The 24,585-nt window shown below is 59.1% G+C and carries 24 protein-coding genes; 17 read left to right on the top strand and 7 right to left on the bottom strand.

The features are described from left to right. Positions 1–23: 23 nt before the first annotated feature. Positions 24–353: a Grx4 family monothiol glutaredoxin gene (gene grxD / locus IE089_RS12725; protein ID WP_189478176.1), complete on the bottom strand. Its 330-nt coding sequence runs from the start codon at positions 351–353 to the stop codon at positions 24–26. A gap of 161 nt (positions 354–514) precedes the next feature. Between grxD and IE089_RS12720 the strand changes: the two genes are divergently transcribed. The 10 genes from IE089_RS12720 (at position 515) to IE089_RS12675 (ending at position 13,421) form a co-directional block, all read left to right on the top strand. Then, entirely contained in the window at positions 515–1,684 is a 1,170-nt protein-coding gene (locus IE089_RS12720; protein ID WP_189478175.1) for an aspartate aminotransferase family protein, read from the top strand. Between the two features lie 114 nt (positions 1,685–1,798). Next, positions 1,799–2,713 (top strand): ornithine carbamoyltransferase, encoded by a 915-nt coding sequence (gene argF / locus IE089_RS12715; protein WP_189478174.1) that lies wholly within the window; start codon positions 1,799–1,801, stop codon positions 2,711–2,713. 584 nt (positions 2,714–3,297) lie between these two features. Beyond that, complete coding sequence (locus IE089_RS12710; RefSeq protein WP_189478173.1) at positions 3,298–6,177, top strand: ribonucleoside-diphosphate reductase subunit alpha; 2,880 nt, start codon at positions 3,298–3,300, stop codon at positions 6,175–6,177. Positions 6,178–6,233: 56 nt separating this feature from the next. Beyond that, the gene (locus tag IE089_RS12705; protein ID WP_189478172.1) at positions 6,234–7,487 is read left to right on the top strand and encodes a ribonucleotide-diphosphate reductase subunit beta; all 1,254 of its coding nucleotides are present in this window, start codon (positions 6,234–6,236) and stop codon (positions 7,485–7,487) included. Positions 7,488–7,572: 85 nt separating this feature from the next. After that, positions 7,573–7,773: a hypothetical protein gene (locus tag IE089_RS12700; protein WP_189478364.1), complete on the top strand. Its 201-nt coding sequence runs from the start codon at positions 7,573–7,575 to the stop codon at positions 7,771–7,773. A 100-nt stretch (positions 7,774–7,873) separates the two neighbouring features. Further along, the gene (locus IE089_RS12695; RefSeq protein WP_229802749.1) at positions 7,874–8,569 is read left to right on the top strand and encodes a DUF6498-containing protein; all 696 of its coding nucleotides are present in this window, start codon (positions 7,874–7,876) and stop codon (positions 8,567–8,569) included. Positions 8,570–8,648: 79 nt separating this feature from the next. After that, positions 8,649–9,395, top strand: a complete 747-nt coding sequence (locus IE089_RS12690; protein ID WP_189478170.1) for a transporter substrate-binding domain-containing protein — start codon at positions 8,649–8,651, stop codon at positions 9,393–9,395. A 202-nt stretch (positions 9,396–9,597) separates the two neighbouring features. Next, positions 9,598–11,745: a fatty acid oxidation complex subunit alpha FadB gene (gene fadB, locus IE089_RS12685; protein WP_189478169.1), complete on the top strand. Its 2,148-nt coding sequence runs from the start codon at positions 9,598–9,600 to the stop codon at positions 11,743–11,745. Positions 11,746–11,769: 24 nt separating this feature from the next. Further along, positions 11,770–12,951 (top strand): acetyl-CoA C-acyltransferase FadA, encoded by a 1,182-nt coding sequence (gene fadA / locus IE089_RS12680; protein WP_189478168.1) that lies wholly within the window; start codon positions 11,770–11,772, stop codon positions 12,949–12,951. Positions 12,952–13,025: 74 nt separating this feature from the next. Beyond that, positions 13,026–13,421, top strand: coding sequence for a carboxymuconolactone decarboxylase family protein (locus IE089_RS12675; RefSeq protein WP_189478167.1), 396 nt, complete (start codon positions 13,026–13,028; stop codon positions 13,419–13,421). Positions 13,422–13,439: 18 nt separating this feature from the next. Here the strand turns inward: IE089_RS12675 and IE089_RS12670 are convergent, their stop codons facing one another. From IE089_RS12670 to IE089_RS12655, 4 genes are all read right to left on the bottom strand, one after another. After that, positions 13,440–13,826 carry a YqcC family protein gene (locus IE089_RS12670; RefSeq protein WP_189478166.1) on the bottom strand — a complete coding sequence of 129 codons (387 nt, stop codon included), beginning with the start codon at positions 13,824–13,826 and terminating at the stop codon, positions 13,440–13,442. A 63-nt stretch (positions 13,827–13,889) separates the two neighbouring features. Beyond that, on the bottom strand, positions 13,890–14,927 hold the full coding sequence (locus IE089_RS12665; protein ID WP_189478165.1) for a quinone oxidoreductase family protein: 1,038 nt from the start codon (positions 14,925–14,927) through the stop codon (positions 13,890–13,892). A gap of 34 nt (positions 14,928–14,961) precedes the next feature. Then, entirely contained in the window at positions 14,962–17,088 is a 2,127-nt protein-coding gene (dinG, locus tag IE089_RS12660; protein ID WP_189478164.1) for an ATP-dependent DNA helicase DinG, read from the bottom strand. A 2-nt stretch (positions 17,089–17,090) separates the two neighbouring features. After that, positions 17,091–18,248, bottom strand: coding sequence for a 1-acyl-sn-glycerol-3-phosphate acyltransferase (locus IE089_RS12655; RefSeq protein ID WP_189478163.1), 1,158 nt, complete (start codon positions 18,246–18,248; stop codon positions 17,091–17,093). 164 nt (positions 18,249–18,412) lie between these two features. On the opposite strand from IE089_RS12655, the gene IE089_RS12650 reads away from it, so the two are divergent. Both IE089_RS12650 and IE089_RS12645 read left to right on the top strand, forming a co-directional pair. Continuing rightward, positions 18,413–18,637, top strand: a complete 225-nt coding sequence (locus IE089_RS12650; RefSeq protein ID WP_189478162.1) for a hypothetical protein — start codon at positions 18,413–18,415, stop codon at positions 18,635–18,637. Positions 18,638–18,907: 270 nt separating this feature from the next. After that, on the top strand, positions 18,908–19,180 hold the full coding sequence (locus IE089_RS12645; protein ID WP_189478161.1) for a hypothetical protein: 273 nt from the start codon (positions 18,908–18,910) through the stop codon (positions 19,178–19,180). 99 nt (positions 19,181–19,279) lie between these two features. Here IE089_RS12645 and IE089_RS12640 read toward each other — a convergent pair whose 3' ends face one another. Together IE089_RS12640 and IE089_RS12635 are read right to left on the bottom strand one after the other, a co-directional pair. Continuing rightward, on the bottom strand, positions 19,280–20,278 hold the full coding sequence (locus IE089_RS12640) for a tyrosine-protein phosphatase (RefSeq protein ID WP_189478160.1): 999 nt from the start codon (positions 20,276–20,278) through the stop codon (positions 19,280–19,282). Positions 20,279–20,332: 54 nt separating this feature from the next. Continuing rightward, positions 20,333–21,013 (bottom strand): TetR/AcrR family transcriptional regulator, encoded by a 681-nt coding sequence (locus IE089_RS12635; RefSeq protein WP_189478159.1) that lies wholly within the window; start codon positions 21,011–21,013, stop codon positions 20,333–20,335. Positions 21,014–21,077: 64 nt separating this feature from the next. Between IE089_RS12635 and IE089_RS12630 the strand changes: the two genes are divergently transcribed. The 5 genes from IE089_RS12630 (at position 21,078) to IE089_RS12610 (ending at position 24,562) form a co-directional block, all read left to right on the top strand. Next, positions 21,078–21,503: a nuclear transport factor 2 family protein gene (locus tag IE089_RS12630; protein WP_189478158.1), complete on the top strand. Its 426-nt coding sequence runs from the start codon at positions 21,078–21,080 to the stop codon at positions 21,501–21,503. Positions 21,504–21,636: 133 nt separating this feature from the next. Further along, complete coding sequence (locus tag IE089_RS12625) at positions 21,637–22,032, top strand: diacylglycerol kinase (RefSeq protein ID WP_229802748.1); 396 nt, start codon at positions 21,637–21,639, stop codon at positions 22,030–22,032. A gap of 102 nt (positions 22,033–22,134) precedes the next feature. Continuing rightward, complete coding sequence (rpsT, locus tag IE089_RS12620) at positions 22,135–22,401, top strand: 30S ribosomal protein S20 (RefSeq protein ID WP_189478157.1); 267 nt, start codon at positions 22,135–22,137, stop codon at positions 22,399–22,401. 102 nt (positions 22,402–22,503) lie between these two features. Next, positions 22,504–23,502, top strand: coding sequence for an AraC family transcriptional regulator (locus tag IE089_RS12615; RefSeq protein ID WP_189478156.1), 999 nt, complete (start codon positions 22,504–22,506; stop codon positions 23,500–23,502). Then, on the top strand, positions 23,492–24,562 hold the full coding sequence (locus tag IE089_RS12610; protein WP_189478155.1) for a patatin-like phospholipase family protein: 1,071 nt from the start codon (positions 23,492–23,494) through the stop codon (positions 24,560–24,562). Before IE089_RS12615 ends, IE089_RS12610 begins: the two co-directional genes overlap by 11 nt. Positions 24,563–24,585 lie beyond the last annotated feature (23 nt).

The following is a 24,585-nucleotide window of genomic DNA, read 5'->3' as shown; positions in this document are numbered from 1 at the left end:
TGACTATCGCGCCTTTTATGATATCAGGCAGTCGCTTGGCTAGCAGCCGCTTCCTTGATCAAGGGCTGCAGCTCACCGGATTCAGCCATCTCAGTGACGATGTCACAGCCACCGACCAGCTCACCGTTCACCCACAGCTGGGGAAACGTGGGCCAGTTGCCGTACTTGGGCAAGTTTGCGCGCACATCGGGGTTTGAGAGCACATCAACGTAGGCAAACCGCTCGCCGCAGGCCATCAAAGCCTGAACGGTGCGCGCTGAGAAGCCGCACTGGGGCTGGTTGGGTGAGCCCTTCATATATAGCAGGATGCTGTTGTTCTCCACCTGCTCTTTGATGGTGTCCATAATATCCATGCATTAGCTCCTGTGTTGTCGTTCAAACGGGGGCGCCATTCTAGCCACTATTGCCGCGGATTTCTGCCCTGTCACGAGGTTTGCACCGCGGGCGGGGTAACCGCTATGATCGCTCCTCAGAGGCAGCCGCAGCTGCCTTTTTGCGTTTTTGGGGGACACCGATGTCAGCACTGATGCCTACCTATGCCCGCCTGCCCGTGACTTTCACCCGTGGTGAAGGCGCCGTGCTCTATGATACGGAAGGCCGCGCCTATCTGGATGGCCTGTCGGGAATCGCCGTTACTAATCTGGGACACGCACACCCAGCCATTACCGAGGCAATCCAGCAGCAGGCCTCGCAGTTGATGCACACCTCCAACCTGTATCGCATCCAGCCTCAGGAAGATCTGGCCGACGCACTGACAAGCATCACCGGTATGGAGCGCGTTTTCTTCGGCAATTCAGGGGCGGAGGCCAATGAAGCCGCGATCAAACTGGCGCGCATGTATGGTCACCAGCGCGGCGTTGAGCGGCCCTCAATTGTGGTACTGGAGAGCGCGTTTCATGGGCGCACCATGGCCACACTGAGCGCCACCGGCAATCGCAAAATCCAAGCCGGGTTTGAACCGCTGGTGGGCGGCTTTGTGCGTGCCGCCAGGGGCGACAGCGCTGCTATCGCCGCGATCGCTGACAACAACCCCGATGTGGTCGCCGTGATGGTTGAACCTATCCAGGGCGAGGGTGGTGTCATGCCCCTGGGCGACGAATACCTGCGCGAGCTTCGCACGTTGTGCGATGCCAATGAATGGCTGCTGATTTACGACGAGGTGCAGTCTGGCAACGGCCGCACCGGCCATCACTTCTATTATTTGGGCACCGATGTAGTACCCGACATCGTTACCACCGCGAAAGGCCTGGGCAACGGCATGCCCATCGGTGCGTGTATGGCGCGGGGCAAAGCCGCCGATGTGTTTGGGCCCGGCCACCATGGCTCTACCTACGGCGGCGGGCACCTGGCCTGCGCCGCCGCCCTGGCCGTCACCAACACGCTCAGCGGCGGTGACCTTACAAACAGGGCACTGTCCCTTGGCGAAACCGTTCGTAGCGCTGTCGTGGCAGGGGTCGCTGACAATTCAGTCATTACAGATCTGCGTGGTCAGGGGCTCATGATCGGCATCGAGCTGACTCGTGACTGCACTGAGCTTGTTGGGCAAGCGCTGGGGGCAGGGCTACTGATTAACGTAACAGCCGGCAATACGATTCGACTGTTGCCGCCGCTCGTCATGAGCAAGGAACAGGCAGGCGAGCTCGGTGCCGGCGTTGCCGCCCTGATCAACGCTTTTTACGCCTAGGGGCATTTGGCAGGGACGATGAAGGCACAGCGAGACCTACGCCGTTAAGCACCTCGAACCGGTTTACACAAACACGCAGCGATTTAGACAGCACAGGCAAGAATAGGATTGGCCATGGCGACTCAGCATTTCCTCACACTGATGGACTTCAGCCCAGAAGAATTGCGCACCATTATCCGGCGCGCGATTACGCTCAAGCAGGAACGGGCCGACGGTGTCGATCAGCGCCGCTACCCCGGCACTGTGCTGGGCATGATTTTTGCCAAATCCTCCACCCGCACCCGCGTATCTTTTGAAGCCGGCATGGCTCAGCTGGGCGGCCACGCCATGTTCCTGTCGCCAAACGATACCCAGCTTGGGCGTGGAGAGCCCATCGAGGATTCCGCGCGCGTGATCTCCTCCATGGTGGACGTGGTCATGATACGGACCTTTGGGCACGATATTGTGGAGCGCTTTGCCGCACACTCCAGCGTTCCGGTTATCAATGCCCTCACTGACAGCTACCATCCCTGCCAATTGCTGGCCGATATGCAAACCTGGTTTGAACGGCGCGGCGATATCGCCGGCCACAGGGTGTGCTGGGTCGGGGATGGCAACAATATGTGCCAGTCTTACATCAATGCCGCCGCGCAGTTTGATTTTGAGCTCACCATTGCCTGCCCTCCCGGCTTTGAGCCCGACGCCGATCTGATGAGCCAACACGGGCAGCGCGTCCACGTCGAGCACGACCCTGTTGCCGCCGTCCGCAATACCGACCTGGTGGTAACTGATGTCTGGGCCTCGATGGGTCAGGAGGAGGAACAGACCGCACGCGAGGGAATGTTCCAGCCCTATCAGGTGAATGAGGAGTTGATGGCACACGCCAACAGCGACGCACTGTACATGCATTGCCTGCCCGCCCACCGCGGCGAGGAGATCAGCGCGGGACTGATGGACAATCCAGACACGGTTATCTGGGACGAGGCAGAAAATCGCCTGCACGCGCAGAAAGCGCTGCTGGAGACCCTCTTGGACGCTGCCCGGCGCTAAATCCGGGCGGCTGCCCCAGCTAAATAACTGGGACGAATATACGTCAAGGTCGTTATAAAAAAATGATCGTAGGCTTCCCGAAAATGGCTCAGGGGATGTCTGTCGAGCCGGTCTTTCAGGTAAGTCGCTAACTCACAGGTTAGTAGGTACCTACACCCGTTTGGTATACCCCGCCGCGCACACCTTATCCACAGCATAATCCCAGTCTATTGCCCTTGCATTGGCCCAATAGGCGCATTATCTTGTATTCCAGTGACTCACCTACCCCAAGATGTTGGGGATTTGCTCACAATCGCTGGTCAAAAATCGACCATAAAGCCAGCGATCATCGTGACAGGGCTGGGGCAGTCACGTTTTCAGGGCGCTAGAGCGGGGCTTTAGGCCATTGAGCCTCACTCATAGCACAGCGCACTGAAGGCACGACCAGGGGAACACACATCAGCAGTGATCAGCCCGCTTCCGGGGGCAGCTGCATTCAGGCGTTGCTACGCGGCGCCTCTCGACGAGTGGTCCTCGATGGCTGGAAAAAAACGCTGTTGTGGTAATCAACAACTATAAGGCCAAGCGCCAAACTCGGAGAGACGATGCAGACTGAAACCAACCCCACCGGTACTACCCAAAATGTGCCCGCCGGCACAGAACAGGCCTCTGTCAGCGGTAACATCGCCGCGACCGCGCCCGGGCATCTGAGGGTCATTAAACGCAATGGCACTGTGGTACCGTTTGAGGAGAGCAAAATCTCCGTGGCCATTACCAAAGCTTTCCTGGCAGTTGAAGGCGGCACGGCAGCAGCCTCCAGTCGCATCCACGAAACCGTCGCCAAACTGACCGAGCAGGTCACTGCAACCTTTAAGCGTCGCATGCCCTCGGGCGGCACCGTGCACATCGAAGATATTCAGGACCAGGTAGAGCTGGCACTGATGCGTGCGGGCGAGCACAAGATCGCCCGCGACTACGTAATCTACCGGGAAGAACAATCACGCAAACGCGCTGCCAAGCAGGCTCTCTCCCCTGCTACCCAGGAAGCCGCCAACGGCATCAACGTGATTCAGGCCGATGGCAGCCGCGCACCGCTGGACATCGAGCGTCTGCACACCATCGTCTCGGAAGCCTGCGACGGCCTGACCGATGTCAGCGAAACCCGCATTCTGGATGAGGCACTGAAAAACCTCTACGACGGCGTGACCGCCGAGGAACTCAGCACCTCACTGGTGATTACTGCGCGCACCCTGATTGAGCAAGAACCCAATTACAGCTACGCCGCGGCACGCCTGCTGTGTGACAACCTGCGCAGCGAAGCGTTGAACTTCCTCGGCGTGGCCGAGAATGCCACCCAGGCGGACATGGGTTCGCTGTATACCGAGGCGCTGGCTGCCTACATTGAGAAAGGCGTCGCACTGGAACTGCTGGCTCCCGAACTTGCTGACTATGATCTGGCGGAGCTGGGTGCCGCGCTGGATCCTGCCCGGGATCTGCAGTTCACCTACCTGGGCCTGCAAACCCTTTACGACCGTTACTTCATCCACAGCGATGAAGTCCGCTTTGAACTGCCCCAGGTGTTCTTCATGCGCGTGGCCATGGGCTTGGCAGCGCGCGAAGACAACCCCAATGCAAGGGCCATAGAGTTCTATCGTCAGCTGTCTTCCTTCGACTACATGAGCTCTACCCCCACACTGTTCAACGCGGGCACCCTGCGCCCACAGCTGTCTTCCTGCTACCTCACAACAGTGCCGGATGATCTCAGCGGTATTTATGGCGCTATCCACGACAACGCGATGCTGTCCAAGTTCGCCGGCGGCCTGGGTAACGACTGGACGCCTGTGCGCGCACTGGGCGCCTACATCAAGGGCACCAACGGCAAATCACAGGGCGTTGTGCCCTTCCTTAAGGTGGTGAACGACACCGCAGTTGCCGTTAACCAGGGTGGCAAGCGTAAGGGCGCTGTCTGTGCCTACCTGGAATCCTGGCACATGGACATTGAAGAGTTCGTGGAGCTGCGCAAGAACACCGGTGATGATCGTCGCCGTACTCACGACATGAACACCGCCAACTGGATTCCAGATCTGTTTATGAAGCGGGTTTTCGACGACGGCGAGTGGACGCTGTTCTCACCCAACGACGTGCCCGACCTCCACGACCTGTATGGCAAGGAGTTCCAGGAGCGCTACGAGCACTATGAAGCGCAAACACGCAGCGGCGAACTGAAGTTGTTTAAGCGCGTCCAAGCCGCCAACCTTTGGCGCAAGATGTTGGGCATGCTGTTCGAAACAGGCCATCCGTGGATGACCTTCAAGGATCCCTGCAACCTGCGCTCGCCACAGCAGCACGCGGGCGTGGTGCACTCGTCCAACCTGTGTACGGAGATCACGCTGAATACCAAGTCCAACGAAGAGATCGCGGTATGCAACCTGGGCTCGATCAACCTGCCCCAACACATCGGTGAGAACGGACTGGATCTGGACAAGCTGCGCAACACCGTTCGGACAGCCGTGCGCATGCTCGATAACGTGATCGACATCAACTACTACTCCGTGGGTACGGCTGAGCAGTCAAACATGCGTCACCGCCCTGTGGGTCTGGGCCTGATGGGCTTCCAGGATGCGCTGTACAAGCAACACCTGGCCTATGGTTCCGAGCAGGCGGTGGAATTTGCCGACCGCTCCATGGAGGCAATCAGCTACTACGCGATCGAAGCCTCCAGCGAGCTGGCTGCAGAGCGCGGCCGCTACAGCAGCTACGAGGGGTCCCTGTGGAGCCAAGGCATATTGCCCATTGATTCGCTGGATATCCTGGAAGAGCACCGCGGCAGCGAGTACATCCAGCTGAATAAAGAGCAGACTCTGGACTGGCCCGCACTACGTGAGCTGGTTGCCCAGCGAGGTATGCGCAACTCCAACGTGATGGCGATTGCCCCCACGGCGACTATCGCCAACATTACCGGTGTGTCGCAGTCCATCGAGCCCACGTACCAGAACCTGTATGTGAAATCGAACCTGTCCGGCGAGTTCACTGTGGTTAATCCCTACCTGGTCAATGACCTCAAAGAGCGTGGCCTCTGGGACGGAGTGATGGTTAACGACCTGAAATATTACGATGGCTCCGTGCAGGCGATTGATCGCATTCCGGCTGATCTCAAGGCCATCTACGCCACAGCCTTCGAGGTAGAACCTCGCTGGCTGGTCGACGCTGCGAGCCGCCGCCAAAAGTGGATAGATCAAGCACAGTCTCTGAACCTGTACATCAATAATGCCAGCGGTAAGAAGCTCGATATTACCTATCGTATGGCCTGGTACAGCGGTCTCAAGACAACCTACTACTTGCGCTCACTGGCAGCCACTGGCACCGAGAAGTCCACCATCGATACCGGCGCGTTGAACGCGGTGTCTAACAACTCGGAGCCGCAGCCGGCACCTGTACCGCAGGCTTGCTCACTGGACGATCCTGACTGTGAAGCCTGTCAGTAACCACGATTACTAACGACCGAAAGAGTAGAAACTCAACACCAGGGGATAGCAAACAGATGTTGAACTGGGATGATTACAACACCGAAGAAGCCGCTGGCGCACCCGCAGCGGCAGCCGCCGCAGCTGTCGCTGAGGCAGCACCCGAGCCCGCGCCCGCGGCAGCGGCACCTGCCGCCGCGCCAGAGCCCGTAGCGGAGCCCGCACCCGCCGCCAATGACAATGTCGCAGCGGCGGCGCGAAACCTGGCCACGCTGGATGTCGCGCCCGGCCTTGAAGAGCTGGAAATGGGCGCCGCGCGCGTCTCGGTTGACGAAAAGGCCATGATCAACTGCCGCGCCGACCTCAACCAGCTGGTGCCCTTCAAGTATGACTGGGCCTGGCAGAAGTACATTGATGGCTGCGCCAACCACTGGATGCCGCAGGAAATCAACATGACGGCCGACGTCGCCACCTGGAAAGATCCCGAGGGTCTGACCGAAGACGAGCGCCGCATTGTGATGCGTAGCCTGGGCTACTTCTCAACCGCGGACTCGCTAGTTGCCAATAACCTGGTGCTGGCCATCTATCGGCTGATCACTAACCCGGAGTGTCGCCAGTACCTGCTGCGCCAGGCGTTTGAAGAGGCCATCCACACCCACGCTTACCAGTACTGCATCGAGTCGCTGGGCATGGACGAGGGCGAAGTCTTCAATATGTACCGGGAAGTCCCCTCGGTCGCAGCTAAGGCGGCCTGGAGCCTGGGCAAGACCCAGAGCCTGTCCGACCCCACCTTCACCACCGGTACACTGGAATCGGACCAGGAGTTGCTGCGCAACCTGATTGGTTTTTACGCCGTCACCGAAGGCATCTTCTTCTACTGCGGCTTCACCCAGATTCTCTCCATGGGCCGGCGCAACAAGATGACCGGCGTCGCCGAACAGTTCCAGTACATCCTGCGTGATGAGTCTATGCACCTGAACTTCGGCATCGATGTGATCAACCAGATCAAGCTGGAGAATCCTCAGCTGTGGACAGAGACTTTCAAGCAGGAAGTCGTCGAAATGATTCTGGAAGGCACGCAGCTGGAGATCGAATACGCGCGTGACACCATGCCCCGCGGTGTACTGGGTATGAACGCGGCCATGATGGAAGAATATTTGCAGTTCATCTGCAACCGGCGCCTGTCGCAGCTGGGCCTGCCTGAGCAGTTCCCTGGCGTGCAGAACCCCTTCCCGTGGATGTCGGAAATCATGGACCTGCGCAAGGAGAAGAACTTCTTCGAAACGCGCGTTATTGAATACCAGACAGGCGGTGCGCTGAGCTGGGATTAATCCGGTGCGCCACCGTTGCTGTATACAAGGTGGCGCCCACTCGTGGCGGTGACTGAAATAACGAGCTCAACCTGAGGGCCAACCCATGGACAAGAGCGATAAAAGCCAGAGCGACAATGAGACCATCCTGATGGCGCTGGACCAGATCAGCCAGACCATCGATGTGATGAACAGCGTCGTAGGCCGACTGCGCACTTACCTACAGGAACAGGAAGCTGCGGCACAAAAGAAATCCAGCAAAGAACCCGTGGAGGAGCTGGCTGGCTCAGATCGCATCCTGCACTAACCTTCGATGGGCTGATCACAGCCGGCTTTCTTAGTCGGCTGCTTGGACCCTCTCCCCCGCCAAACCGTGCCACTGCACCGAAATGACCCCGAGCTCTGTCATGAGCCTTGAGCACGTTACCCACGAATACACCGGCGATCGCCGACTGATAAGCCTTGTAACCCTGATTGTGGCTAATATTCTGCCGCTAATCGGCGTACTGTTCTACGACTGGGATGTGGCCGCCCTAGTTGTGTTGTACTGGTCAGAAAATCTTGTCCTGGGGTTTTACACTCTGGCGAAGATGCTCGTCACTTCTCCCGTGGGTGGCGTATTTTCAGGCCTTTTCTTTTTGATCCACTACGGTGGCTTCTGCGCGGTCCACGGGCTGTTCATCGTGACTTTGCTGGTGGACCCCGAGGCCGACGTATTGGCCGGCGGCCAGACCTGGCCTTTCTTTTTCGTGTTCGTGGAGCTGCTGGTCGACGTGGTGAGCTTCGTGCTGGCCCAAGCGCCCACCCAGTGGCTGTGGGCCTTCGCCGCCCTGTTCATCAGCCACGGTGTCTCCTTTGTTCTCAACTTTCTGCAGGCAAGAGAACGAGAAAAAACGGCATTGAATGCGCTAATGACTGCGCCCTATGGCCGCATCATCGTGATGCACATCGCCGTCATTCTGGGGGCAATGGCCATTACCGCCCTTGGGCAGCCCCTGTTTATGCTGTTGATTCTTGTGGTATTGAAGACCGCCGTGGATATCGCGCTGCACTTGCGCGAACACCAGAGGCTGGCCGCGGGCGGCAATACGGCCTCAACTTGAGCCAATACGGCGCAAAGAATTGGCGCAGCCCGCGCCAGCGTTTATGCTCTCAGCACGAATTCATGATCCGGAGTGCACCATGCATCGCCTGTTTCTCGTCCTGTTGTTAATTGCGCTGCCGCAGTGGGTCAGCGCGCAGACCTTGCGCGTCGGGCTGTCTGCCGACTACCCACCGCTGCAATATAAACAGGATGGTGCCGTCGTTGGTGTAGAGCCCGATAATGCCCGTGCCGTGACCAAAATCATGGGCAAAGAACTGGCGATTTTTGAATACCCCTTCGACGAGCTCATCCCTGCCTTAGAACAAGGTCGAGTGGATGTCATCATGTCAGGTCTGAGTGTGACCGCTGCACGTTCGCAGCGGGTTATGTTTGCTGAACCTTACCTCAAGGTCGGCCAGATGGCCGTCATGCACAAGGACAGAATCGGCAGCTTCGCCCAGCCCTGGGCTATCTATCGCGAAGGCGTGCGCGTGGGAGTAGAGCCAGGCACCACCGGCGCTGCCTTTGCAGAGCGCGAACTCACAGAGGCCCAGATCAGCTACTTCGCCGATGGCACGGAGGCCTTCGCCGGTCTTCGCGCCGATGCCATCGATATCTACATTCACGATGCACCCACCGCCTGGCAGCTGGCCAACTCGCTGGAAACCGATGATCTGATCAGCACCTACAAGCCGCTGACCGAGGAGTATCTCGCCTGGGCCGTGCGCAAGGACGACGGGGCGCTGGTAACCGAACTCAACAGCGCACTGCGGCAGATGCGTAACAACGGCACGCTGCAGTACATCATCAACCGCTGGATACCCGTACAGATTCAGGTTCAGTAGCATTCACGCTCAGGTTCGGTAGCCCTCTGGTTCAGGTTCGATAGCCCTCAAAGGCCACTGGCGACTCCCTATGTAAGCATTGTAAACTTCGCCTTCCCCGGAGGGCGGAGCCGCACTACAATACCCGCCCCCCGTAGCCCACGCTGCCGTGCAGCGCTACGTTAACCATCGACGTCCCCACCTTTCACAACAGGACACAGATATGATCTACCAGAGTGATTCACTCACGGTCACCCGCCTTGAGGGCGATATCGCTGAGCTGAACTTTGACCTCAACGGCGAATCCGTCAACAAATTCAATCAGGCTACCGTCAACGACCTGACGGCTGCGCTGGACGCGCTGGAAACCGAATCAGGCATCAAGGGGCTGCTGGTTACCAGTGGCAAGGGTGTCTTCATCGTTGGCGCAGACATCACCGAGTTTACCGAGCTGTTTAAGTCCACCGCGGACGAGATCAAGCCGGTGTTCGTGCCTAACAACACCAACCTGAACCGCATCGGCAAGCTGCCCTACCCCAGCGCAGTAGCCATCAATGGTTATGCCATGGGCGGCGGTCTGGAAGCCTGCCTGGCCTGCGATTTCCGCGTGATGAGCACGGCCGCCAAAGTGGGCCTGCCAGAAACCAAACTGGGCATCATCCCCGGTTGGGGTGGCACAGTGCGCCTGCCGCGCCTGATCGGCGTAGATGAGGCCGTGATGTGGATGGCCACCGGTGCCGAAAAACGCGCCGATGAAGCACTGAAAGCTGGCGCCGTGGATGCCATCGCCGAGCCGGATCAGCTTCGCGCGGTCACGCTCGCAACACTGCAGCAGGCAGTGGATGGCAAGCTGGAATACAGCGAGCGCCGCGCGCGCAAGCACGGCCCGTTACCGCTGAACGATACCGAAGCGATGATGAGCTTCTTCACTATCCGTTCCATGGTTGCGCAACAAGCAGGCAAGAACTTCCCCGCACCGCTGAAAGTGGTCGATGTGATCGAAAAGGCCCGCAGCATGAGTCTGGAAGAGGCACTGCAGGTCGAAGCCGATGGCTTTGCGGAAGTTGCCACAACACCCGTAGCGCAAGCACTGGTCGGCATCTTCCTGAACGACCAATTCCTCTCCAAGAAAGCCAAGGGCTGGGAGAAGAAAGCGGACAAGGCCATCGAGCGCGCCGCAGTACTGGGTGCCGGCATCATGGGCGGCGGAATTGCGTATCAGTCAGCACTGCGCGGAACCCCGATCAAGATGAAGGACATCAATCAGGACGGGCTGGATCTGGGCCTTAACGAAGCCAACAAACTGCTCTCCAAGCGCGTCAGCCGTGGCCGCATGACACCGCAGAAGATGGGTGAGGTACTGAACAGCATCGACCCCACACTGGATTACAACGGTTTCGAGGACGTGGACATCGTTGTGGAAGCGGTGGTCGAAAACCCGAAGGTGAAGCACGCTGTCCTGGCGGAAACTGAAAAGCAGATCGACAAGGATGCCGTACTGGCATCGAACACCTCGACTATCTCCATTACGTATCTTGCCGAGGCACTGGAACGTCCCGAGAACTTCTGCGGCATGCACTTCTTCAACCCCGTTCACGCCATGCCATTGGTAGAGGTGATTCGCGGTGAGAAGACCTCCGATACCGCCGTTGCCCGCACCGTGGCCTACGCCAACAAGATGGGCAAGAAAGCGGTAGTTGTGCGTGACTGCCCAGGATTCCTGGTTAATCGCGTGCTGTTCCCCTACTTCGCCGGCTTTACCGGCCTGGTCAAAGACGGCGCCGATTTCCAGCAACTGGACAAAGTCATGGAGCGCTGGGGCTGGCCCATGGGCCCCGCCTATCTGTCCGACGTTATTGGCATCGACACCGGCGTTCACTGTGTTGAGGTGATGGCAGATGGATTCCCCGATCGCATGACGCCGCAGTACAAGACTGCGACCGACATCATGTTCGAGAACGATCGTCTGGGTCAGAAGAACGGCAAGGGCTTCTACGAGTACGTCACTGACAAACGGGGCAAGCCCAAAAAAGTGGTCTCTGAAGAAACCTACGCCCTGCTCGAGCCCCATGTGGAGGCCCGCAAGGACTTCGACAAGGACGAGATCGTTCCACGCATGATGCTGCCCATGGCCATTGAACTGGCACGCTGCCTGGAAGAAGGCATTGTGGAAACCCCAGCAGAAGCGGACCTGGCACTGCTGTATGGCGTTGGCTTCCCTCCCTTCCGCGGCGGTGTCTTCCGCTGGATGGACACGGTCGGTATGGCTTACATCGTGGAACAGTCCGAGAAGTATGCGTACCTGGGTAAAGCCTACGAGGTGACCGAGCGCATGCGCGAAATGCTGTCTAACAGCGAAACCTATTACTAAGTTCGGGCTTAAAGGAGAAACACTGTGAGTTTGAATCCAAGAGATGCTGTCATTGTTGACTACGCCCGCTCTGCCATGGGCCGGTCCAAAAACGGTTGCTTCCGCAACGTACGCGCCGACGACCTGTCTGCTGCTGTTATCAAGGGAATGCTGGCGCGCAACAGCGCACTGGATCCCGCCGAGATCGACGACCTGATCTGGGGCTGTGTGATTCAGCGTGGCGAACAGGGCATGAACCTGGCGCGTATGATCGTACTGGGCGCAGAGCTGCCGCACGACATTCCCGCACAAACCGTTAACCGCCTCTGCGGGTCATCAATGTCGGCGCTGCACACTGCGGCGGCCAACGTGATGGCCGGCGTGGGCGACGTCTACCTTGTGGGCGGCGTGGAACACCTGGGTCACCTGCCCATGATGGACCCCAGCAATGCGGATCCCAACCCCCGCATGGGCCGCTCGGTGGCCAAGGCAGCGGGCATGATGGGCATGACCGCTGAGTACCTTGCCATGATGCACGGCATCGGCCGCGAGCAGCAGGACGCCTTCGGTGTACGTTCACACCAGCTGGCACACAAGGCCACGGTTGAGGGCAAGTTTGATCGCGAGATCGTTGCTATCGACGGTCACGATGCATCGGGTGCACTGACTTCAGTTCGCGCCGATGAGACGATTCGCCCCGATGCGAACATTGAGGACATGGCCAAGCTGGCACCGTCCTTTAACCCCCAGGGCGGCACCGTCACCGCGGGCCAGAGCTCTCAGATCTCTGACGGCGCATCGGCCATGCTGGTCATGTCAGCCGAACGCGCGCAGGCACTGGGCCTGGAGCCCGTCGCCCGCATCCGCGCCATGACATTGGCCGGCGTCGATCCCTCCATCATGGGTTATGGCCCGGTTCCCTCAACCAAAAAGGCACTGAAGCGCCTGGGCCTGTCGATCAACGACATCGATATGGTGGAGCTGAATGAGGCCTTTGCAGCGCAGGCTCTGCCCGTGCTCAAGGATCTGGACCTGCTAGATGCCATGGACGAGAAAGTGAACGTTCATGGCGGCGCCATCGCATTGGGTCACCCCTTTGGCTGCTCAGGCACACGCATCACGGGATCGTTGCTGAATGTCATGGAAGATCGGGATTTGACCCTCGGCATATCCACCATGTGCATCGGTCTGGGCCAGGGCATCACCACTGTGGTCGAGCGGATCTAAACCCACACACAGTTTCACTACCCCAACGGCGCTCACTGAGCGCCGTTTTTTTTGGCGAAACCTTTGGAGGAAATATGAGTTCGGAAAAGTTTGAGCATGGCATGGCCAAGCGCCGCGAGGTGATGGGTGATAGCTTTGTCGACAAGGCACTGGCCGGCGCCAGCGAGTTCACACAGCCACTGCAGGAACTGGTGACCCGTAACTGCTGGGGCGAAACCTGGCAACGCGATGAGTTATCGCCAGCCACACGCAGCCTGATGACTCTCAGTATTCTGACAGCCCTGCGTGCATCTAACGAGCTGAAAGGCCACGTGCGCGGTGCGCTCAACAATGGCTGTAGCGTTGAGGAAATCCAGGGTGCGCTGCTGCACGCAACGGTGTACTGCGGCTTTCCCGCAGGCATGGAGGCGTTTCGCGCAGCCGATGAAGTCATCAGTGCCTGGCAGGCTACGCAGGCAGAGTCCGATTAAGCGCTGTGCGTTACGACATCATGCCACGGTGTAGTTGTCGTCGCCCGCAGTGCCGCTGAGCAGTTCGTCTATGCGCTCCAGCAATGTAACTAGGGTTTCGTAGGACAATCCAGAGCCGCGGAAAAACTCCTCGGCCATAGGTGCAATACCGCATCGATCCGGCAGGGGTTGATGGTTGTCCAACATGGTGTACAGGGTGGGCAAAAACACGAACTGCAGCCATTGGGGCAAGGTCAGGGTGTCTACGCAAAATGGCTGCTCTGAAGCCAGCGCCTCGGCCGAGGGCGGAATCTTGTCCCACAGGCCCAGCTGTCGCAGTTGTGCTTCGACATCGATTAACACCGCTGCAATATCGGTGCGCACGACTGCATTGCTCTCGTTTATGGCTTCTTGTTGATCGCTCATGAGGCCTGAGTGTACACCGTTGCTTAAAGGGCAGCAGCGCCGGCTTATCCAGCGACTCCCTCGCTAGTCAGGTGCAGCGCCAGACGCTGAGTCACTGACCCGCAGCACCAGCTTACCGGCAGCTTTGCCGTTCTCAAGCAAGCGATGCGCGGCAGCTACATCTGCCAGGGCATATTCATGGATTGCAGGCAGCTGCAGTCTGCCGTCGGCAACGGCATCCACGATGGTCGCCAGATCTGCAGCACAGTCAGCGTCGTCCATAGCGAAGACCTGGCGGGCTATGCCAGCCCCCGCTGCATCGGCGATCAGTGCAGGAACATCCCCATCGTCATTGAGAGTTGCGATGCTGACAACACGGCCGCCGGGCTTCACCAGTGCGGCAATATCCGGCAGGCTGGACGCACCTACGGCATCGATCAAGAGATCCACGCCCGCCGGGTGAGACCGGGCGAGTTGCTCTGGCAGATCGGCGCGGTAGTCCACTGTGCGGTGTGCACCCAAGTTCTCCAGGGCAGAACGGTTGGCCGCGCTGCAACTGGCAGTCACATCAGCACCCAGTTCTTTCGCAAACTGTATCGCGAAGCGGCCCACACTCCCGGCACCGCCGTGCACCATCACTGACTGCCCAGGCTGCAGGTAACCGCGATCGGTGCGGGTGATTGCCTGCCATGCGGTGAGCGCAGACACCGGAACCGTGGCAGCAACACGCAAGTCCAGGGAGTCGGGGACCCTGGCGACACCATCAGGCGATACCACTAAATACTGCGCATAGCTGCCCCACTTTCCCTGCCCGTGTGCTGACGGCGTTACCACCCGATCGCCCACCTGGAACGAGCTGCCAGGCGGCGCCCACTCAACCCAGCCCGCGGCATCAAAGCCAATAACGTAGGGGAACTCGATATCAAAGAAAGCAGTGAGGTAGCCCCGCCTGTCCTTCCAGTCCGCCGGGTTCACACCGGCGTAGGCAACCCGGATAAGCAGTTCATCCCCCTCGGGCTGGGGCCTGGGAAGGGGTACACACTGGAAACTGTCGGCATCGCCAAACCGAGTGAGTACAGCAGCCTGCATGGTGGGCGTTGTGGCGTCTGTAGGCACTGACATCTGGGGCTCCTGTGCCGCGAACGTATTAGGCGCTTCAGGCCAGATTGCGCTGGAACGGCGGCAATGAGTCGAGGATCGCGCGGCCATAACGGCGGGTAATGATACGCCGGTCCAACAGCGTCACGAGGCCGGAATCCGTTTCCGTACGCAATAGGCGCCCAGCAGCTTGCACCACCCGCAGTGCCGCATCCGGCACGCTGATCTCCATGAAAGCGTTGCGGCCCTGCGCTTCCACCCACTCGGCCAGTGCCGCCTCAAGCGGGCTGTCAGGCACCGCAAAGGGGATCTTGGCGATGACTACATGACGGCAGTAGTCACCGGGCAAATCCACGCCCTCGGCAAACGAAGCCAGTCCAAAGATGGCACTGCCGCTGCCAGCGTCAATGGCCTCCTTGTGCCGGCGCAGTACCTCCTGCTTACTGTAATCGCCCTGCATCAGCAGCCAGCTACCCAGCTGGGCTTCTACGCCATCGTAAACATCCAGCATCTGCCGGCGTGATGAGAACAGCACCAGAGAACCCTGTGCAGGATCGAGTAGGCGCGGCAACATATCGATCAGCGCCTGGGTGTGCGCTGTGGCGTCACTGGGGTCGCAGTCCATGGCCGGCACGCTGAACACAGCGCTGCCATAATCAAAGGGACTGGCCACTTGCTTGTAGACGCCATCGCGGGGCGAACCGCTGTGCAGAATAAAGCGCTCGAACGAATTCAGCGCAGACAGGGTGGCAGAGGTGATGACAACACCCGCGGCCCGCGTCCACAGGGTCTCATCCAGGATATCGGCGGCAAGTATTGGGCTGCATCGAAGGTCAAAGCCAAAGGTGTCTCCCCCCAGCATCGTAATCCAGCGCGCCATCGGCGGCTGACCCGCAATGTCTTCTATGGCGTAGGCCTGCCAGAGCGCAAGCACGGATTCGGCTCGCCCCAACATGGCACCAATATTCAGATGCCAGGTTTCCACGTCGTCCCGCGGAAGGTCTGCGAACTCCTCATCCAGTGCCGACTCCAACAGTCGCTCGGCCCTGGTCAGGTAATCCACTACCTGCTGAAAGCTGCCCGCCAGCGTGGTTGCCATCTCGCGCAGTGCGGACGGCACCTCACCGTGCTCAAAACGCAGTACCTGGTCATCACGGCGCTCATCGAATTCGTGATCCTCAAACAGCGCCGCTACTTGCTGCTCGGCAACGCGAAGACCATCTGCAGACTGCTCCATGGCCTCGGGCAATTGCGACAGCGGGTGGCCCAAACCCAGAATCGATGCGCTGAGACTGGCCGCCTGTGGCAGGAGCTTGCCGCTCTCCTCCAGCCACTGAACTGTCGTGTGCAGGCGGCAAAATCCCGAGAAGTGCGAAAGCGCCTTGTCGGGCAGATGATGGCCTTCATCGAAGATGTAAATGCTGTCTTCAGGGGGCGAGAGAATTGCACCACCGCCCAGTGCCAGGTCTGACAACACAAGGTCGTGATTGGTGACAATGATATCCGCGGTCTGCAGCGCATCGCGCGCTCGATAGAAGCTGCACTGGCTGATGTTCGGGCAGCGACGCCCACTGCAGCCGCTATGGTCGGTTGTGGCCGCGAGCCATACGCCCTCGTCGAGCGCATCGGGCCAGTTGTCCCTGTCACCGTCCCACTGCCCGCGCCCAAGGGCATCTATCATGGCGGTGTACACCGGCAGCGCAGCAGCGGCAGAGCTGGCCTGTGCGGCCTCATCGGGGTATAGCGGCAGCAGCTGTGTATCGCCCTCGCTGTCCGCCATCAGCCGATCCAGCTTGGACAAACAGACATAGCGCCTGCGCCCCTTGGCCAGCACAAAATCGAAATCCAGCCCGCTGTGACTGCGAATGTCGGGCAGGTCCTTGTCGACGAACTGTTCTTGCAGGGCAATGGTAGCGGTGGCCACCACCAGCCTTTTGCCCAGCGCCTGCGCTAGCGGAATAGCGGCGACCGCGTAAGCAATGGTTTTGCCGGTCCCGGTGCCTGCCTCGATCACACACACGGCGGAGCTTTCCGGGATGGCGTCGGGGTCCTCAGGAATACGGCCCAGGGTGTTCGCGATCTCCGCGATCATTTGCCGCTGACCCCAGCGGGGGCTCAGACCCTTGCGCTCTACGATGGCCGTGTACGCGGTGCGAATCTGGTCTTTGATCTCGTCGCTGAGCAAGCCTACTCCGCTGCCTGCAATTGTTTGAGTTTGCTATTCACCGCGTTGGCATAGATATCTAGCGCATAAGGCCTGTGACTACTAGGCAGGGCATCGATACGCGCTTCAAAGGCGGCACGGGATGTATCGCCCTCTTCCGTGTAAAGGCCCGCCGGCAGCTCACTGCGGTCGCGACCCGTGCGCCGCTCCCAGGCATAGAGATTCGTGGGGTGCAGGCAGTAATCGCGAATCACCTGCCGATCAACCTCTGCAGCCACCGCATCCGGGGTTTCAAACTCTGCTCCCAGCGGGCTGCCAAAGCTCACATGTACCCGCCCCTTCTGGCCCTCGATGCCCTGGGCAATTGAGGCAACATCTTCCTGCTCACCCTTCTCGTATACGCCCTGTGCACTGATCTGATGCAGTTCGTTGGCCTTCAGCGCATCACAGGGATCGAGCTCATAGGAAATCGCCACGGGCACAATGCCAAGGCCGGCAATATGCTCGCCAAACGACTCATTGCGCTTGTCTCGACTCATTCCCAGCATCTTGATGATGGCAGGTTCAGTTCTGTCGACGCCATCTTTGGCCCGACCCTCCCGCTGCGCAATCCACACTGGGACATTCTCCTCCTGCAGCGAGTGGCGAATATAGGCCGCGAGTTGCTTGGATGCCGCCAGCAGCTCTCGCGGGCCGCTGACAGAACGCTTGACGATAAAGCTCTTGTTCAGCCGCATGAGGTCGGACACCCACGGCTTGGTCAGCAGATTATCGCCAATGGCGATGCGCACCGTGTCGTGGCCATTCTGGTTCAAGGCATAGTTAGTGAAGGCTGGGTCCATGGCAATATCGCGGTGATTGCTCATGAAGAGATAGGATCTGGAAGGGTCCAGGGCATTCAGGCCAGACACCGAGAACCCGCCGGTGGTATCGGCAATCATCTGCTCAACATAGTGCTTGATGACCATCTGCATGCCATAGACGTCATCGATGCCCTGCAGCTGTTTGCTCAGGGTGCGGCGAACCAACGGCCGGCACAGTGCGGGGAAAAGGCTTGCCAGACGACCCAGGCGAAAACTCGCCAGGGCGCCCAATAATTCCTTGTCCTGCAGCAGTCTGGCCAGTACCGGTGCAACTTCCTGGTCGCGGTAGGGGCGAATCGCCTCGTAGGGGTCGTTCAAGCCTGTCTCCGGCACTCAAAAACGCCGCACACCTTACCCAAATTAACCGTTGCCGTCATCCGCAGGGGCGGTCTGGCCCGCTGACGACGGGCCACGTTTCTGCTACCCTGCGCCCGCTTTTTGACCAACACCATGCAATCACGACAGAGACACGGGGAAACACCATGGAAGCGGCTAACGCCACACTGTTAACGTTTGGGGTCGCCACACTGCTGGCGAGCTGGGTACTGATGCTGATCGTCGCCTGGCGAGAAGACTATGCCTGGGGTCTGTGCGCCCTGCTACTCCCCCCCTTCGCCTACCTCTACGGATTGTTCCGTCTGGACAAGGCTGGCCAGGCCCTGCTGGTGGCACTCGTAGGTTGGGTACTTATCTGGCTTTCGCAGTAACACCTGCACCTTTTGGGCAGCATTACCAATCTGTAATGTTGCCCTGACCCGCCACAAAAAATCCTAAATATATCCCAATTTTCAATGGCTTAAGAGAAAATCGACCACCCAAGGTCGGCACTTGTTACGCTTTTACCCAAACGGTTACAAATCCGTAACTGACAACCCACCGTAAGCTCTGCATATAATCCGGGCCGTCCAGAGGGGAGGCTGCCCAGAGTATTACCCATCGGGTCCATAGTGAATGTTTTACCAGTTAAGGATGTACTTATGAAACTGATCAAGATTGCTGCTGCCAGCGCATTAATGGCAGTCTCCGCGGCCAGCTTCGCCGCAAAACCCACTAGCATCGTTTTCGAAGCCAATGGCGAGAACGGTGAAGGCACCGCCTACTCCACCTACATGGTGAAGTGCTCTAATGGCAAGAAAATGGAGCTGACTGCTTGGGACAACCGCCGCAAGTGGTGTGTCGGTGGCATGGACAGCGAAGAATGCCAGAAGAAGCAGATCAAAGCCGCCAAGAAGGCCTGTAAAGCCGCTTAGTTAGCGCAGTTGCTTGATCAAGAGCCGCGACCCTGTCGCGGCTTTTTTTTACTCGCCGCATGCCCCACGGCACTCAGCGTTGAGACGCAGGCTCGGTCTCTAGTCCAGATAACGGCGGTACAGCTCATCGCGTTCCGCGCTCCCCACCCCCAGCGCATCCTTGAGATAGGCATCCAGTGAAGGGTAGTGTTGGTCGATACTGTCCAGGGCCTTGGCCAGATAGTCCGGCTGCACTTCAAGCATGGGCCGCACCGCCTCACAGGGCAGGGCCTCCATACCGTACTTTCGCTTCAGCCGCTCAATTTCCGCATCCGGCGAAAAGAACTCCTGAGTCAGCAGGTAATCCGCCATCACTTGATCCCGGGAAACCCCCAGCGCCAGCAAGATGATTGCAGCCGCAAAGCCTGTGCGATCCTTGCCCGCCGCGCAGTGCACCAGCACGCTGGCATCGTCGATGGCCAGCAGCTCGGCAAACATCCGAGAGTAGGTCTCCGTCTGGGCCAGGGCAAAGTCTTCATTAATAAGGACCATGAAATCGAACATGGACTGCCGCCCCTCAAAATCCGCCGCGCCCGCCTCCTCGAAAAAAGCGGCATTGCTGCCGGGCGTTATCGGCAGACTGGCAGTGCGGGGTGTGCGCTTGCCCGGCAAGCGGCTGGGCTCGTTCTCCTGCTCATCCAGTCGGCGAAAGTCGCAGATAAGATCGATGTCGAGCTCAGACATCAGGTCCAAATCCCGCTCGGTCAGGGTGGAAAGCTGCCCTGACCGAAACAGCTTACCCCAGCGCACGCGCCGGCCCTGCTCGGTGGCATAGCCGCCAAAATCACGAAAGTTGGGTGTGCCCTCCATGCCGAGGCGGCGCTCAGGCGCCTCTACCGTATTGCCATGCTGGTCCTGAACACGAAAGTAATGGCGACCCTGGCGGGGTAGGCCTTCCAGCCGGGCGCGTCCAGCTGCCTGCTCAAGCGTGAAATCGCCTGCGTCTGCCGCCATCGGCTGGACGCTGACGCGGGTATCTGGGTGGGACACATCCCAGCGGATATGGTGCACCCCATCCGGCTCTCGCCAAATGTGGACGCTGTCAGGATCTAAGGGCATAGGGTAACTCTGCGAAAGTCGGTGTAGGGAGTATCGGTGTCTAAGGTAACGGGGCTACTGCTCAGGCCCCTGGTAACTGAACACTGCCCGCAGGAGCGTCTGCATCAACGCCAACTGCTTGTTCAGCGCTGCATCACTGAAGGGGTCCTCCCCCAACAAATCGCGATACATGGGTGCCATGGTCACGTAGGACATGACCAGGTTGTTAAAGGCCATGACGGCCCACGGCTGCAATCCGGAATCGCCCAGCAACATACCAGAGGCACCGTCTATCTCGGTATCAGAGACAAACATGGGGGCAAAGTAGCGGTCGATCAGGGCTGTGGTCTGGGGCCCGCCTGACAGGGCAGCGTGCTGTAACAGACGCGCCAGATTGGGGTTGGCCTGGTGCTTGCGCACGATAGTCTCCAACCACTCAAGCACGCGCTCCTGCGTGATGGGTCCGCGGTTCAGCTCTTCCATGGGTCCGGTGAAATCATCCAGCAAGCGCTCAAGAACCGCGGTATACAGCGCTTCCTTATTGCGGAAGTGGTTGTATAGGCTGGGCGAGCGGATACCGACCTGATCAGCCACTTCACCCAGAGAGGTTGCGCTGTAGCCCTTCTGCGCAAACAGATCTTCTGCCGCATCGAGAATACGCTGCGCGGTAGGTGCAGTGTCTGGCGACGCGGCCAGGGAGGGAGTGGAACTGGACTGAGCCACAAAGGACCTGCTTAACTGATAACTAATGGTCATTAGTATACCCCAGCCCGCGCGGGTGATTCATGAACAAACCACAACCTGACAAGGACGGCCTGAAATGAGCGAAGAAACGCAAATCAGCAATCTGATTTTTGAGTATGCACGGCGCATTGATGCCGGTGACTTCGAGGGCGTGGCAGCACTGTTTAAGCATGGGCGCATCAGCACGCTCCAAGGCGATGTGGAGGGAGAGGCGGCAATACTGGCAATGTACCGGAGTTCAACGCGGCTCTACCCCAACGGCACTCCCAAAACACGTCACCTCACCACCAACCTTGCCATCGAGCTGGACGGCGATCGCGCCCGCTGCCGTAGCTATTACACGGTGATGCAGGCTACCGAGGATTTCCCGCTACAGGCCATCATCAGCGGGCACTACGAAGACGAATTGAGCCGCCTTGAGGGTCAGTGGGTATTCACTCGACGGCACATCGGCATAGATCTACTGGGTGACCTCAGTCGACACCTGTTAATCGAGGTCTAAGGCGCTGCCGATGTAAGCCGCACTGACGCCGCTACCCCAGCCCCACTTTTCACGCACCCCACTTTTCACACACACCGCTAGGACATATTCTTGTGCCCCACTATTTCTACTGACGGCAGTAACAGGGGCGAAAGTGCAGGATTCACACGATGCCATGAGCAAGCCCGGCAAGCGCGGCTTGGCCAGGTTGGTTGCAGCGACACGCCACTCAGCCGATGGGTTTGCCGCCGCCTGGCGCAATGAAGAAGCCTTTCGCCTGGAAGCGAGCCTCGCGCTGGCCTTTGTGCCTCTGGCGTTCTTTGTCGGCGAATCGCTGGTACACCAGCTGCTCCTGTTGGTGGTCTGTGCACTGGTCATCCTCGCCGAGTTGGTCAACACCGCCATCGAAACCGTGGTAGATCGCATCGGCCCTGAGCAGCATCCCTTGTCAGGTCAGGCTAAAGACATCGGCTCCGCCACAGTCTTTGTGAGCCTGGCGCTGTTCCTGGCTGCCTGGGTACCCAGCCTGTGGCAGTGGTGGCAAGGCTAGCCCGCAGGGCCGCGTCAGCGGCAAGCCTGTCACGGTTGACAAGCCACAGCGGAGTATGAATAATTCGCGCTCCCTGATTTTTGACCCCTAGAGGACAATACCGTGGCGAATTCACCACAAGCGAAAAAGCGTGCCCGCCTGGGCGAAAAGCGTCGTGTACACAACGCCAGCCTGCGCTCACTGGTTCGCACCCGCATCAAGCAAGTTATTGCTGCTATCTCCAGCGGCGACGCAGAGCAGGCAAAAGCCGCTTATGCGCAAGCTGTGCCGGTCATCGACCGCATGGCAGACAAGGGCATCATTCACAAGAATAAGGCCGCTCGTCACAAGAGCCGCCTGAATGCCCAGATCAAGGCCCTGGCTGCCTGATCCACTGCACCAATCAAAGAAGGCCGGCACTCGCCGGCCTTTTTTTTGCCCGATTTTTTTATCGGCTTGCCAGTCATCAGTCATATGTGGCCAAATGCACATATGCAGAAAGCCACAACCCCTGCGCAGTACGCGCTGATCCTCATCGACATGGTGGAGGCACAGGGCCATAGGCGCGATGCGCTACTGGCCGATACAACACTGGCCGTCACAGGCATCGACGGTATCGGTGCTCGGGTCAGCCAATCAGATTTCGCCCAGTTGGTGCGCAATGCCTATGCCCTGACCCATGATGCGGCATTGGGGCTACATCTGGGCATGCGCCTGAATATGAGCGCCCATGCCGTCCTGGGGCAGGCCATCATGACCTGCAACGACTTGCATGAAGTGATGGAACTGTTTCTCAAGTACTACCACCTGCTGTCACCGGCGCTGTATCTGGAGTATGAAGCAGAGGGCGACCAAGCCGTATTCACTATCGTCTCCACGCCGGAGGAGAACACGGTCGAGTTCGCCTACGAAATGATGTTTGCCGCCTTTCGCAATACGCTGGACGGCTTACTTGGGCGCACAGACCTGCCACTGACAGTGTCGTTCCCCTACCCCGCACCCGACTACGCCCAGGAGTACCACCGCCTGCTGGGAGAACATGTGCAGTTCAACAGCGTGCGCGGCCGCATCGTCATGGACAAATCGCTGCTTGATACGCAGCTACCGTCTTCAAACCCGGCGCTGCGCGGTCTGTATGAGAGTGAGTGCGCACGCCTGTTGGCAGACCTGGAAGAGGAAGACTCAGTCGCGGAGCAAACATTGCGTTTGCTGCGCAAGCTTGAGGGGCAGTATCCCCAGATGCCACAGCTAGCCCAGATGCTGAACTACAGCTCTCGTACCTACAGACGCCGCCTGGAGGGTGAATCGCGCTCCTATCAACAACTGCTGGATACTGTCAGGGCGGAGCATGCCACCCGCTACCTCCTAAACACGCGCCTACCACTGTCTACCATCGCCTACATGGTGGGCTTTAATGACGCCTCCAACTTCCGCAGGGCATTTCAGAAGTGGACAGGGCGCACACCGCGAGAGGTACGTGATGCCGGCTAAGGCACTATCGGTTTATCTGGGGCGCGAGGCCGCAGCGCGCATTGCCGAGCAGGGTTGGCACCCCGATCACTTCGATCTGCTGATGGGCGCATCCGGCGGTCCCAAATGGTTCATTCTCAGCGGCCTGGACCAGACCCTGTTTGGCGATTTCCTGGCACGCGGCTCACAACCACTGACGACGTTGGGGTCATCCATCGGCAGCTGGCGACACGCCTGCCTCCCGCAGTCGGACCCTGCAGCGGCCATCCGTCGACTTGAAGCGGGCTACCTGTATCAGGAGTACAGCTCGGCAAAACCCAGCGCGAAAGAGATCAGCCAAGTCAGTACCGGCATTCTTGATAGCGTGCTTGAGAAAGACGGGCTGGCGGAGATCATTGCGCACCCTCGCTACAGCAGCCATGTAGTGACGGCACGCGGCCTGGGGCTGGCATCGAGACAGGGCGGTCCCTCACTGATTGCAGGAATGGGGATGGCGGCAGTACGCAATGCCATGAGCCGCGAGCAGCTGCACCGCCACTTCCAGCGCGTGGTCTTTTACAGCGGCGAGACCCTGCAGCCGGCTCTGGATTTCCACGACTTCGACACCCTGCACGTGCCCATGGCGGAAGAAAATATACGCTCTGCGCTGCACGCCTCAGGCTCCATTCCTTTTGTGCTGACCGGCGAGCAGGATATTCCCGGCGCCCCGCGAGGCCAGTACTGGGACGGCGGCATCATCGATTACCACTTCGATTTGCGCCAATACTACCGCGATGGCCTGCTGCTATACCCGCATTTCCGTGCAGACATTACCCCCGGCTGGTTTGACAAGTTTCTGCCCTGGCGAAAGCGTGCGCTGGCAGCTTACGACAAACTGGTGCTGCTATGCCCAAACCCGGCCTTTGTGGCGGAGCTACCGCTGGGTAAGATCCCGGATCGCAGCGACTTCACTCGCCTGTCCCCCGAGGAACGGGTCGCTAACTGGGAAACCTGTGTCACGAGGAGCCATGCGCTGGCCGATGAGTTCAACCTGTTGATGACCGGCAGTGACCCGCTGGCGGGTGTCACGGTGCTCGACTAAAGACCCGCAAGCGCGGATCACAA

Source organism: Parahalioglobus pacificus (assembly GCF_014652275.1).
GTDB lineage: Bacteria > Pseudomonadota > Gammaproteobacteria > Pseudomonadales > Halieaceae > Parahalioglobus > Parahalioglobus pacificus.
This window is presented reverse-complemented; position numbering and strand designations above follow the sequence as displayed.